Consider the following 12,871-nt stretch of genomic DNA (forward strand, 5'->3'; position numbering starts at 1 on the left):
TTGCTGTAAGCAATTATCTTCCTATGCCGGCGAGACACATCTTTCAAGCGCAGCTTGTTATTTACTTTATAGGAAATAGTATTTTCCTATAAAGTAAAAAAAGCCTGCTGCATTTCTGCAGCAGGCACCATTCTATATTCTTATCCAACAAACATTATGTTAAGCACAAACCATAACCCATCGTTTTCACTGAATTGCTTAATTTCAATATCACCATTGTATTTTCTTGCGATTTCCCTTATGTTACGTACACCAAATCCATGGCCATCGTCATTCTTTATTGAAATAGGAATACCTTCTTCATCAATCTGAGCCTTTTTATCAGACTTATTCTTAATGCTAATAATGTAAACATTTTCTCGTTCAACAGATGTTATCTCTACATATGGCTCATTAACACTAAGTGAGGCTTCATAGGCATTTTGTATGGCATTTGTAAGAACAACACACATTTCAAATGGATTAACAGCTACATTACTCGGATATTTTAAGGATGTCTTTAGTGTTATGCCATTATCAGCAAACCTATCTACAAACTCTGATATTGCAATATCAGTTACAGCATTTCCGGTTTTAGCTGATGGAACTATATTCTTATATGTCTCTTCCCAATTACCAAGGTAATCCCTTAGTTCCTGATACTTTTCTGTCTCCAAAAGACCTTTCATTACAGCCATATGATTGCCTGTATCATGACGCAAGGCTCTCATCTGTTGATATACAGTCTCAATTTGACCTACATACTTTTTGCTATCTTCGATCTGTTTAGCCAACACACGATTAGCATATTCTATTTCCTTGTTAGCCTTTATGCTCTGATAAAAGTAAAGTGTAACACAAAGCGTTAAATAAGCCATTATGCAAAACAGTATGCGATACATATTGCCTGGAATATTAGCCTTGATGCTTCCGTTTTCAATGCCATCAAACCATAGCATATAGTACGAATAAATAATTCGTGTAGCAAGGAAGATGCTTATACATGGAATTAATAACATAATCAGTTCCTTCCAAGATAGGTCTTCTTGCTTATTTTTATATGTTTTTAGAAGCAGCTTGATAGAGAAGAAGAGTAGCAATAAAGCTAATCCATACTCGACAATCGTTGATACAACATATTCAGCTACAATTGCAGGGATGCTTTCTCTAAATAATTTAAAGTTAAAAACAAAATCCCTTTCATAAAAACCAAGCTCAGTGAATATTTCCAAGCTTAACCATCTAATGATAAAAAAGCTAACACATAGAAATATTTTCTGCATAAGATTTCTTTTTTCATCTAAATAGAAAAGAATCACGCCAACAAAAAACAATGAAAAAATCGAGATTGTCAGTCTTATTCCATTTTGGACATCAACATGCCTTAGTATACAGTCTGTAATCCATTCGAAAACTACTGCATAATAAACTGACTTCATATTTTTTACAAACGGCCTGAGCCAATATATAAATAACACAGAAGTAATTATGCAATATATCTCGATTACAGTATTCATAAAATAATTAAAGAATGCATCAGACACCATCATCACAATCCTCTTGTATTAAATGATAAATAAGCTCTTACCAAATCTTGATACTTGCCTCGGGCAACAGGTATTTCTTCGCCAGCCACTTTTACAATTTTGGAATTATAAGATTGAATTGCTGAAAGATTAATCAGATATGCCCTATGAACCCTAAAAAAATCATTTCCAACAGTATTCTCTAAATCTGTCATTCGTCCATAGTATTCAATCTCATCATTATCCCTCATGTGAAGCACAATTCTACGGTTAAATACCTCAGCAAATGCAATTTCTGATATAGAAACACTTCGGCTTAATCCATTGGCTTTGATTATAAATGACTTATTATCAGGCACTACTGGCGTTACTCTAGTTTGTCTATGTATTATTTCTTCAACGGCTGCATGCAACACCTCGTTTAACTTATTTTTATCAATGGGTTTAACAAGATAATTAAAAGCTCTCACATCGAAGGCATTAAAAACATATTCCTCCAAAGCAGTAACAAAGATAATCACTGCATCACTTCCATTAGCGCGGACTTGCTTAGCGAGCTCCATGCCATCAATTCCAGGCATCTGTATATCTAGAAACAGAATGTCAGGATTATATGCTGCTTCCAATAAGTTCTCAGCAGATTCATAGCATTTAACAATGGCATCTGTAATCTCATCAGAAATGCTTTTAGCTATGAAATCTCTTATATATTTTTCATCATCACATATTGCAATTTTCATTTCCACCCCCACTGTATATACGAATATTATAGCTGATTTTACGATATATATATCTTGCCTATTGCGTGAAACGCAGTTTTTTTGTTGTGAACAGTTCAAATTTCCAATAATAGTAATTAACGTAACGTTAATCCCAATTATTGGAAAATATTTTTTTCTAAAGCTGCATCGTTTTTTTCCATTATTCCCATTAACGCTCCATTAACTATGATTAATGGAAACTTTCGAAATTGTATTTAAATAAAAACATAAACAAGTAGACCATTTCTCGAATTTTGGGCCCTTTTATAAGTGTAGAGATTGGAAAAAGGTTCCGTTTGTTTTTTGCAAGCATAGACAAATGTCCCATTTTTCATGGAAATAAATTTCCATAACAATATTGGGCATGCCCAAACCCTTGAGATTAAAGAATCTCAAAGGCTGCGCACTAAAAAAATATATTTAAGAAAGAGGTAAAAAATGAAAAATTACAATTTATGTGTATCACTAAATCCAGAAGAAAAAGCAATAGTTTGTGCTTTAGCGGCTCAACACAATATGAAGCCTACTGCATATGTAAAAAGCTTAATATGCTCCCAAAAGCCTAAACAGAGTAAGCCAGTGATATTTATACCAAGCGCTGAGGTGAATTATGCGATAGGTTCAAAGAGTCAATGCGTTAAAGCTTACTTTACCGATAATGAGATGATGGCACTTAGATACATGGCTAGAAATGAGCCTTTATCTAGATTTGTTTCTCGTAGGGCACTTCAAGGAGAAAATGTTCTTTCTATAGAAATCGAAGATGATGATTATGACTTTGTATATTCAGTTGTTGAACCTATTTATACATCAATCTATATGTATTTACACAATCTAAAAAGTATTAACGCGTTAGAGAAAGATGTTATTGAGAATTTTATTTCAGAACTAGAAAAATCAAATAGATTTCTTATAAAACTAACAGAGTATTTAAAAAAGAATAGAAGAAGTATTAGAAAAACAAGGCTTAACGAATTGCGTAAGCTCAGCAACTATCTTCTAAAAGACTATGACCTATTTTCAGTATAAATACTTATTCTTTGCTGCTTGAAATTATATCCAGAGAATCTTCGCCATCAAGGACTTCGCAAGTGACCAAGGTCATCCTTGACGGCTCAGCTTCTCTGGATAACCAATAAACAAGCAAAGAAAAGGAAAAATGTATTTAAATAAGATTTAGAGAAAGGAATTATAAGTGAAAACAACTAAGGAAATATTATTATTTGCAAACGAAATAACCAAATTATTAGACATTCAAATTGGCCGCAAAAAGACTTTGGAGGACGAATACAAGTGTGATATTATTAGTCTTGCCGACATGCTAAAAGAATTAGACATGATCAATAAAAAGGAGCTTAAATTAAAGCGTACGCTTGTTTCACAGGTCCATGTGAAGAAAAATGGACTGCCTAAAAGCATTAGATATGACGCAGTCAGAGACTTATGGATAACAAAGATTTCTGGCGACATCAGAATTCATGCTCGAACCGAAGAGGCATTATTAGATAAGATATTAGAATACTATGATTGCCATTTAATGTCATATACTATCGACCATATATTCACTTTGGCTCTTAAGCACAAAGAGGATATCGATATATGCAGTCCACTTACAATTCAACGCTATAAGGATTCGTATAACCGTTTTATCTCTGAAGAATTTAGGGAAAAAGATATCAGAAAGGTTGATAACGATTCACTACAGTCATACAGCAAATTAATGACTGCACGACTTCATCCTAAGAAAAAAGCATTCTTAAGCTATAAAGGGGTGTTGAATCTAATCTTCGACTATGCAGAAGAGAACAATTACATTCAAAACAATCCTGTTAAATCTATCAATAACAAGAAGTTCTTGATGCAGTGTGATAATTCAAAGCCACAGAGCAGTGAGAAAATTCTTTCGCTGCATGATATTGAAACTATTTATTCTGAAATCAATAGACGAAATAATCTTCCACGCTATCAGGGCTATTTAGTACCATAAAAGTGTAGTAGTTAGAGAGTAATTAACTCTAACTTCTGCACTTATTTTTTTATAATAAGGGGAGTAATTGGTCTGACGTGGGGCTTTTTGGATTAATCATCCGCAATAAAAACCGTTAACCAACCCCTTATTATAAGCATTCGATTAGGCAGGTAGGGAGCGACACCCGCGTAACCAACTAAACTGAATGGTAATAAGTGCGGTTGGAACAATTACTAAATTTTATGTAGAGGGAGGTTTAGAATGATAAGCGTAGGTGTTGATGTTTCTAAAGGTAAAAGTACTGTATGCGTTATGAAGCCATACGGAGAAATTGTATTAAAACCGTTTGAAGTACAGCATACAGAAAGTGAGCTCAGCGAACTTGAGAAGATGTTAAGGAAGCTGGATGGCGAAGTAAGATTGGTTATGGAAGCCACAGGTGTATACCATTTGCCATTGCTAACTTTTTTTCTTGAGCGTGGGTATTTTGTGTCGGTAATAAATCCATATGCCATGAGAAAATATGCTAAAGATAACAGCATTCGTGGCGCTAAAACAGACAAATTGGACTCAATTGTCATAGCAAACTATGGTATTGAAAAATGGTATAAGCTTCAAAACTATGACAAAGATGAGGCTATATATGCTGAGCTTAAGTTGCTTGGGAGACGTTACAGATTCTATATGGAACTACACATTAAAGCGCTTCAAGAATTAACTCATATGTTAGATTACACAATGCCAGGCTTAAAAACTAAATTTAATAGTTGGGATGAAAAGAATAATAAAGATAAACTTAGTGATTTTGTAGAACGCTTCTGGCATTATGACCTGATTATCGGAATGAGTCGTGATGATTTTGTGGTGGCCTATTGTGAGTGGGCTAAAGAAAAGAAATACCAAAAGAGCCAATCAAAAGCTGAAGAAATATATGAATTGGCATCTAATGGTATTCCTACGTTATCTTCAAGTACTCCATCTACAAAAATGTTAGTACAAGAAGCTATATCTGTGTTGAGAGCAATTGATGATACCCTCAATACAATTCTAACACGAATGAAGGAACTTGCTAAGAGTTTACCTGAATATTCTACTGTTAGAGCAATGGGTGGGGTTGGTGATGTATTGGCACCTAAGTTGATTGCTGAAATTGGAGATATAAGAAAACTTCATAGCGCAAAAGCACTTATTGCTGTTGCGGGAATAGATCCTCCTCCATATGAATCAGGACAATTTGTAGGTTCAAACCGGCGCATAACGAAAAGAGGTTCATCAACGCTACGAAAAGTAGGGTATGAAGTTATGCGAGTGTTGAAGAGTCACCCTGAACCAGAGGATAATGCTGTATACAATTACATCCTGAAAAAGGAAGCTGAAGGTAAAACAAAGAAACATGCAAAAATAGCAGGTTTAAACAAGTTTTTAAGGATATATTATGCAAGAGTAAGTGAAGTGTATAAATAGAAAAATATAGTTAAAGGCTGGTCTACCGCCAGCCTTATTGTGATGCAATTAATTATTTAAAAAGTATATTTGAAATTCATGCTTGATTTTTGTTAGCAGGTTTTTATTATGGTTATATGGTTCGTATGGCTATTGCGACAGGTATGCGTGCGGGGGAGCTATGTGCTTTGAAATGGACTGATATTGACGATTATTATATTCATATCCATGCACAGCAGTTAACAGGTCGAGGTAAGGGAAATACAGCCAATTTCTATGTAGATTGGACAAAGGATGAAAAGGGTATTTCACGTGGTGGAAGACAATTTCCAATCACAGATGATATTACAGCTATTTTGGATGATTTGAAAAAGAATCAGCTTGAGAAAAATATTGTTTCTGATTACGTGTTTTGCAAACTCAATGGCGATTGGATAAAAATTGGCTCATATCATGCTTGGCTTCGTGAGTTCATGAAAAGTATAAACTTACCAGTCACGAATAATCACGCATTCAGAATGAGTCTTAATTCTAATGTTTTTATTCCAAACGGCATTCCTGTAACAGATAGAGCAAGATTGCTCGGCCACAGTGTTGAAACCAATATAAAGCATTATTCATATGCAAGAATTGGGGTTGATCAAGAAATAATAGATAGGCTAAATGGCAAGGTTGCCCCTAAGTTGCCCCAAAATATAATTGACTTCGAATCAACCAAAAAGAAAAAAGCTTGAGAATTCAACATTCTCAAGCTCTAATCATAAAAAATTATTATGCCGGCTGCGGGACTTGAACCCGCACGATGTTGCCATCAACAGATTTTGAGTCTGCCTCGTCTGCCAATTCCGACAAGCCGGCGTCCGAAGACTAGTATACTAAAAGGGGCTATCTTTTTCAACAATAAAATAAAAAAGTTTGCCCCTTTCTTTTACTTTTTTAAGATTCCATCTACAACCCCAAGTCCATCAAAGGTTGCAAGATAATCTTTGATTGTCTCTGGTCTTCTAATAAGCTTGAAGCCTCCATCTTCCCGCAAAAGAACCTCGGCACTCTTGAGCTTTCCATTGTAATTGTAGCCCATAGAATAACCGTGCGCACCTGTGTCATGGATAAACAAAACGTCACCCATATCAACCTTTGGAAGCTTTCTGTCTACTGCAAATTTATCACAATTTTCACAGAGGGAACCGGTTACATCATAAACATGATCTTCTGGATCATTTTCTTTTCCAAGCACTGTCACATGATGGTAAGAGCCATAAACAGCTGGACGCATCAAATCAACTGCGCATGCATCAACACCGATGTACTCCTTGTAAATGTGCTTCTCGTGAATGGCAGTGGTAACAAGTCCTCCAAATGGGCCTGTCATGAAACGTCCCATCTCAGTTAAGATTGCCACATTGCCAAGTCCTGCTGGAACCAATATTTCATCGAAAGCTTTGTGAACTCCCTCTCCAATTACCGCAATATCATTTGCAGTCTGATCTGGACGATATGCAATACCTACTCCACCGGAAAGATTTACAAAGGAAAGTGCTATTCCCGTCTTTTCCTTCAACTCAACAATAAGCTCAAAAAGAGTTCTGGCGAGAGTTGGATAATAATCATTAGTAACAGTGTTTGAAACAAGGAATGCATGAATTCCAAATTCTTCAACGCCCTTATCTCTAAGAATCTGGTATGCTTCGAAAATCTGCTCCTTGGTCATACCATATTTGCTATCTCCAGGATTATCCATGATGCCATTTGCCAGCTCATAAACACCACCCGGATTGAAACGGCAGCACATTTTCTTTGGAAAATGTCCAACTACCTTTTCATAAAAATCAATATGTGTGAAATCATCAAGATTAACGATTACTCCTAAATCATCAGCGTACTTAAACTCGTCAGCTGGAGTATCATTGGAAGAAAACATCACATCGTCGCCCTTGAAACCAAGCTCGTTAGAAAGAGCAAGCTCGACGTAAGAGGCGCAGTCAACACCACAGCCTTCCTCCTGTAATATTTTAAGAATAAATGGATTCGGGTTTGCCTTTACAGCAAAATATTCCTTAAAGCCCTTGTTCCAACTAAAGGCTTTGTTAACAGCCCTCGCATTCTCACGAATGCCCTTTTCATCATAAATGTTGAAAGGGGTTGGTATCTGCTTTGTAATCTCTTGAATTTTTTCTTTTGTAACAAATGGGGTTTTCATAAATAATTAATCTCCGCTAGTGTATTCTTTAGTACCTGGTATTCGTCTGCGTCTGGAAGTTCTCTAAGGAGCTTTTTCAAATCTGCTTCTAAGTCCTCGCGGCTTGCAGTCCTCGATACATAATTTGTATAAGGAACATTTGCGCCTCGTCTCATGATAGCTTTGATATTCTTCACATAATTCTGCGTTTCGACATAAGGTGGAATGCCATTATATTCCTTCACCGCATTGCTACCTGCATTGTAGGCAGCCAGTGCTTTTTCAACGTTACCTCCAAATTCCTGAAGCTTCTCAGAAATATACTTGGCTCCTGCCATAATGTTTTCGTAGGCATCGTATGGATGCTCCAGTCCAAGATGTTTGGCTGTCTCTGGCATAATTTGCATGATACCCATCGCACCACTTTTGCTGACAGCATTAGTATTAAAGCCTGATTCCTGTTGAGCCATAGCAGTTAATAAATCGTAACTGACTCCATACTTTCTGCTTGCCTCAATAAAAATGTCCTTGTAGCTTGTGGCACTCTTGATTGTGGAAGCCACTGTCGTGGTATTCAAAGCCTTTTCAAATGCCTTGCTTACAGATGTTGAACCGCCACTCTTGGTGTCGTTTTCCCTAAGCTTTTCGATTATCTCTTCATAGATAAACTGTGCTCCCGGTGACACTACTGATATTTTCATACTCTTCCCCTAAAATACCTCTGAAACATCAACAAATTTCTACCAATATCTTGACTTCATCACCCATCTTTGATATCCTTTTTCTTGCTGAAAAGCAAGCTGGCGTGGCTCAGAGGTAGAGCACTTCCTTGGTAAGGAAGGGGTCACGGGTTCAATTCCCGTCGCCAGCTTTTTTTGTTTTGCTAAAGTTCTGCTCAAGAATTAATAAAAAGAAAATTAGTCCTTCAAATTTATTTGAGAGGGCTGTTTTTCTTTTTATTAATTCTGCATTGTAGGACCAAATCCACATGAATAATCTTTGTCTCATAAAATGAGACATAAGTGCTGAAAGCACTTGATTATGAATTGTGATTTGGTCTTGAGCAGAACCCTTTAACTTAACTTGCTCTACACTTTACCATAATAAAGTGGTGATGTAAACCCCATACATTAATTGTATACAATCCATTCTTTAGATTCAATTTTTCCAACAATCTTTCAAACTTTTTTCATATGTTTTCTATTTTCATTTGAAATATCCACCTATTATCTTTACTATATTATTAGTTATTTCTAAGGAGTACTATATTATGGCAAAGAAAAATTTTTATGCTGTGAGAGTAGGCAAAGCTCCCGGCATTTATAAAACCTGGCCAGAGTGTCAGGCGAATACTTCTGGTTTTCCTGGAGCTGTTTTCAAAGGCTTTGAAACCTTAGTTGAGGCGGAAGCTTTTATGAGCGGAGCGCCAGTTTCAGCAGAGAATGTAGATGATAGTGCCGGTGTCACCAACCTCCCAGCAATTTATGCATTTACCGACGGTTCTTTCAATGTAGCAACAGGCGTCTACGGATTTGGAGGTTTTTTGCACTATAGCGATGTCGAGGATGATATAGAGATTCGTGGAAACGGAAACGATCCCGATGAAGCGGTTTCTAGAAATGTTTCTGGTGAGGTTCACGGAGCTGTTGCTGCCATGCACAAAGCGGTTGAACTTGGTATCACAGAAATGACTCTCTTCTATGATTACGAAGGTGTGGAAAAATGGCCTCTTCGTCTCTGGAAAACCAACAAGAAAATTTCCATGTTTTATGTTTCCGAATACGACAAGGTCAAAGATAAATTAAAGGTCAACTTCGTTCATGTAAAGGCCCACACAGGAATTCCTGGTAATGAGGCTGCCGACAGAATGGCTAAAGAAGAAGTTGGTTTATTATAGGAGGATACAGATTATGCAGACAAAAAAATACGTTGATTACATGGTTCAGCAGACCGTTGATATCTTAGGAATCGACAGCCCAACAGGTTTTACAGCAAAAGCTGCTGAGCACCTTATCAAAGAATACGAGAAGCTTGGCTACAAGCCTGTGATGACTACAAAGGGTGGCATCCTTGTTGACCTTGGTGGAAAAAACGAAGATGCTGCCATCCTTATCGAAGCTCACATGGATACTCTTGGCGGCATGGTTTGTCAGATTAAGAGCAATGGTAATCTTGAACTCACTCCACTTGGCGGTTTTTCACCAAATAATGGTGAGGCTGAGAATTGCCGCATCTATACACGTGATGGAAAGATTTATGAAGGTACCTTCCAGCTCAACGATGCTTCTGTTCACGTAAATGATGATTACTCTTCTAAGACTCGTGAATTTAAGGGGATGGAGGTTGTAATTGATGAAGAGGTTTCTTCAGCAGATGACACAAAGAAGCTTGGTATAATGATTGGCGATATTGTTGCATTCGAGCCACGTACCCGCGTAACGGAATCAGGCTATATCAAGAGCCGTTTCTTAGATGATAAGCTGTCTGTTGGCATTCTCCTTGGTCAGGCTAAATATTTTGCTGACAACAAGATTACACCTGATAGAAAGGTTTACCACCACATCACTGTTTACGAGGAGGTTGGTCATGGTGCTTGTGGCACAGTACCAGAAGGCGTCACTGAAATTCTTTCTGTAGATATGGGATGCATTGGTGAAGGACTAGACTGCAAAGAAACTCAGGTAAGTATCTGCGCAAAGGATTCTGCTGGTCCTTACAACTATGATGTTGTCACAGCTCTTGTAAACACTGCTAAAGCCAACAAAATCGATTTTGCCATTGATGTGTACCCACACTATGGCTCAGATGCAGATGCAGCTTTAAAGGCTGGTTACGACGTAAAACATGGACTCATCGGAGCCGGTGTTTACGCAAGCCACGGCTACGAGCGTTCGCACAAGAAGGGCGTCGAAAATACCTTCCGCTTGCTCGTAGAGTACGTAAGATAAAATCAATCAAAATGACCCCATAGTTACGGCCACAAGCCTTAGGTCTCTCTATGCGACTACGTGTCTTACTGAGAGACCCAAGAGCTTGATGCCTACTATGGGGTCTTTTAATTCTTTCTAATATTTATTCTAGTATTTCTTCTCAAGTACTTTTATCGTCCAATGACTCCTACGAATCCGCATACGAGTACGAGCACGCCAAGCGCAATACGGTACCATCCAAATACTTTGAAGTCGTGCTTCTTGATGTAATCCATAAGGAACTTGATTACGAACATTGAAACAGCGAATGCTACTAACATTCCTACACCAAGTATTATTGCTTCCATAGCTGTAAAGCTGAAACCAAACTTAAGAATTTTAAGTAAGCTTGCTCCAAGCATTACAGGGATTGCAAGGTAGAATGTGTACTCTGCTGCAACTGTGCGGGCAACACCAATGATGAGTGCGCCAACGATTGTTGCACCGGAACGTGATGTACCTGGGAAAATTGCTGCCAACAACTGAAACATACCAATCAAAAATGCTGTCATGTAACTGATATCTGCCACTGCATTAATCTTTGCATTCTTTCCTGAGTGCTTTGTCTCGACAATGATAAATGCCACGCCAAAAACAATAAGCGCAAGTGCTACACATGTTGGGTTGTAGAAAAGTTCTTCAAACAAATCATCCCAAAGAACACCTACGATTGCAGCTGGAACACATGAAACCAAAATGTGGAACCAAAGAACAACAATATCTTTCTTAATCCATTCGCCCACTCCTGAGTTGCTAAGTGGAGCTGCATTGTTTTTCTTTCCAAATGGCCAAATCTTATTCCAGAAAATAATTACTACTGCAAGGATAGCACCAAGCTGAATTACTACCTGAAACATGCTGTAGAATTCCTCTGAAACATCAAGCTTTACAAACTGATCTAAAAGAATCATATGGCCTGTGCTGCTAATTGGGAGCCACTCTGTGATACCCTCCACAATGCCAAACAAAATAGCCTTTAAAATCTCTATCATAACTAAATCCTCCTAGGTTTTTGGCTCGCCTGTTACGCTCTCAAGCCTTGGTAATGCTCCCTAGCGAGATTGGCTACGGGAGCACCACCAAGAGCTAGATAGCTACAGGCTATCTTTACATAGTCATATATAATCATATACGCAAAAATAGACACCGTTGACGACTCAACAGTGTCTATGATATCACATTCGCTTTACGAACGAAACTTTATATTGTGTTGCCCTCGACAACTTTTTCCTGCCACCCATTGATGTGGCGTTGCTCTTCCCGTTCACGTTCAGCTTCTTCAAGCTTCGTCTGCATGATTGCATTGTTTAACTGAAGCATCTTCGTATCCATCATCGAAACGATTTCCGAACACTCTCGAAGATCTCGGCTGATATACTCTGGTGCATTGCCTTCGAACTTGTAGTAAATCTTGTGCTCTAAGCTAGCCCAAAAATCCATACCAATGGTTCGAATCTGAATCTCTACCTTAGTATCTACAGTCTTGTCAGACAGGTAAATTGGAATAGTTACCAACATGTGATAGCTCTTGTAGCCGGAAACCTTTGGATTCTTAATATAGTCCTTGATTGAGACTACAGTAACATCTGTCTGACGTCCAATCATCTCGGCGATTTGATAAATATCCGAAGTGAAAGAACAAACAATTCTGACACCAGCAATATCATTACAATGCTCAATCATGCTTGGGATAGAAACCTCATAGCCATTTTTCTTGAGCTTTTTGACGATACTCTCTGGGGTCTTAACTCTGGTCTTGATATACTCAATTGGATTATATTGATGTACCTGCTGGAATTCATCATTTAGAATCTCCACCTTGGTACGAAACTTTTTTATAGCTGACTCATACAGCAGCATGACGGTATTCCAAGAATTAACTCCATCATCTGGAAACATGCTCATGTCCAAGAATGAATCACCTCCCCGTTTTTACTTCACCTCTATAATACCACAAAATCTCCCGAAAGATTATTAAGTCTTTCTTAAATATTCTAATCCGTTGGTAGGCATCAAGCTCTTAGGTCTCTGTATGAGGCTGTAGC

12 protein-coding genes and 2 tRNA genes are annotated in these 12,871 nt (G+C 37.7%); 7 read left to right on the forward strand and 7 right to left on the reverse strand.

Going from position 1 to position 12,871, the window contains the following annotated elements; genetic code table 11:
- Positions 1 to 140 precede the first annotated feature (140 nt).
- Together FXF36_RS02785 and FXF36_RS02790 are read right to left on the reverse strand one after the other, a co-directional pair.
- Complete coding sequence (locus tag FXF36_RS02785) at positions 141 to 1,418, reverse strand: sensor histidine kinase (protein ID WP_167511263.1); 1,278 nt, start codon at positions 1,416 to 1,418, stop codon at positions 141 to 143.
- A 110-nt stretch (positions 1,419 to 1,528) separates the two neighbouring features.
- Positions 1,529 to 2,245 (reverse strand): LytR/AlgR family response regulator transcription factor, encoded by a 717-nt coding sequence (locus tag FXF36_RS02790; protein WP_151622365.1) that lies wholly within the window; start codon positions 2,243 to 2,245, stop codon positions 1,529 to 1,531.
- Positions 2,246 to 2,704: 459 nt separating this feature from the next.
- Here FXF36_RS02790 and FXF36_RS02795 point away from each other — a divergent pair, with 459 nt between their 5' ends.
- The 4 genes from FXF36_RS02795 (at position 2,705) to FXF36_RS02810 (ending at position 6,412) form a co-directional block, all read left to right on the forward strand.
- Entirely contained in the window at positions 2,705 to 3,295 is a 591-nt protein-coding gene (locus FXF36_RS02795; protein WP_151622366.1) for a hypothetical protein, read from the forward strand.
- A 166-nt stretch (positions 3,296 to 3,461) separates the two neighbouring features.
- Positions 3,462 to 4,253, forward strand: a complete 792-nt coding sequence (locus FXF36_RS02800) for a site-specific integrase (RefSeq protein ID WP_151622367.1) — start codon at positions 3,462 to 3,464, stop codon at positions 4,251 to 4,253.
- Positions 4,254 to 4,496: 243 nt separating this feature from the next.
- The gene (locus tag FXF36_RS02805) at positions 4,497 to 5,699 is read left to right on the forward strand and encodes an IS110 family RNA-guided transposase (RefSeq protein WP_151622368.1); all 1,203 of its coding nucleotides are present in this window, start codon (positions 4,497 to 4,499) and stop codon (positions 5,697 to 5,699) included.
- 89 nt (positions 5,700 to 5,788) lie between these two features.
- Positions 5,789 to 6,412 (forward strand): tyrosine-type recombinase/integrase, encoded by a 624-nt coding sequence (locus FXF36_RS02810; RefSeq protein ID WP_151622369.1) that lies wholly within the window; start codon positions 5,789 to 5,791, stop codon positions 6,410 to 6,412.
- 40 nt (positions 6,413 to 6,452) lie between these two features.
- On the opposite strand, the gene FXF36_RS02815 is transcribed toward FXF36_RS02810, so the two are convergent.
- The 3 genes from FXF36_RS02815 to FXF36_RS16800 all read right to left on the reverse strand — a co-directional run bounded on the left by FXF36_RS02815 (position 6,453) and on the right by FXF36_RS16800 (position 8,558).
- Positions 6,453 to 6,536, reverse strand: a tRNA-Leu gene (locus FXF36_RS02815).
- 70 nt (positions 6,537 to 6,606) lie between these two features.
- On the reverse strand, positions 6,607 to 7,878 hold the full coding sequence (locus FXF36_RS02820; RefSeq protein WP_151622370.1) for a diaminopimelate decarboxylase: 1,272 nt from the start codon (positions 7,876 to 7,878) through the stop codon (positions 6,607 to 6,609).
- Positions 7,875 to 8,558 carry a lytic transglycosylase domain-containing protein gene (locus FXF36_RS16800; protein ID WP_151622371.1) on the reverse strand — a complete coding sequence of 228 codons (684 nt, stop codon included), beginning with the start codon at positions 8,556 to 8,558 and terminating at the stop codon, positions 7,875 to 7,877. The genes FXF36_RS02820 and FXF36_RS16800 overlap by 4 nt, the downstream gene beginning before the upstream one ends.
- Positions 8,559 to 8,656: 98 nt before the next feature.
- On the opposite strand from FXF36_RS16800, the gene FXF36_RS02830 reads away from it, so the two are divergent.
- The 3 genes from FXF36_RS02830 to FXF36_RS02840 all read left to right on the forward strand — a co-directional run bounded on the left by FXF36_RS02830 (position 8,657) and on the right by FXF36_RS02840 (position 10,805).
- Positions 8,657 to 8,728: transfer RNA gene (locus FXF36_RS02830), tRNA-Thr, on the forward strand.
- Positions 8,729 to 9,127: 399 nt separating this feature from the next.
- A complete protein-coding gene (locus FXF36_RS02835; protein ID WP_151622372.1) occupies positions 9,128 to 9,754 on the forward strand; it encodes a ribonuclease H1 domain-containing protein in 627 nt (208 codons plus the stop codon).
- 13 nt (positions 9,755 to 9,767) lie between these two features.
- The gene (locus FXF36_RS02840) at positions 9,768 to 10,805 is read left to right on the forward strand and encodes a M42 family metallopeptidase (protein WP_151622373.1); all 1,038 of its coding nucleotides are present in this window, start codon (positions 9,768 to 9,770) and stop codon (positions 10,803 to 10,805) included.
- 152 nt (positions 10,806 to 10,957) lie between these two features.
- Here FXF36_RS02840 and FXF36_RS02845 read toward each other — a convergent pair whose 3' ends face one another.
- Both FXF36_RS02845 and FXF36_RS02850 read right to left on the reverse strand, forming a co-directional pair.
- On the reverse strand, positions 10,958 to 11,818 hold the full coding sequence (locus FXF36_RS02845; RefSeq protein ID WP_151622374.1) for an undecaprenyl-diphosphate phosphatase: 861 nt from the start codon (positions 11,816 to 11,818) through the stop codon (positions 10,958 to 10,960).
- 208 nt (positions 11,819 to 12,026) lie between these two features.
- Positions 12,027 to 12,725 carry a GTP pyrophosphokinase gene (locus FXF36_RS02850; protein ID WP_151625634.1) on the reverse strand — a complete coding sequence of 233 codons (699 nt, stop codon included), beginning with the start codon at positions 12,723 to 12,725 and terminating at the stop codon, positions 12,027 to 12,029.
- Positions 12,726 to 12,871: the final 146 nt, after the last annotated feature.

The organism is Pseudobutyrivibrio xylanivorans (assembly GCF_008935055.1).
Lineage (GTDB): Bacteria > Bacillota > Clostridia > Lachnospirales > Lachnospiraceae > Pseudobutyrivibrio > Pseudobutyrivibrio xylanivorans_A.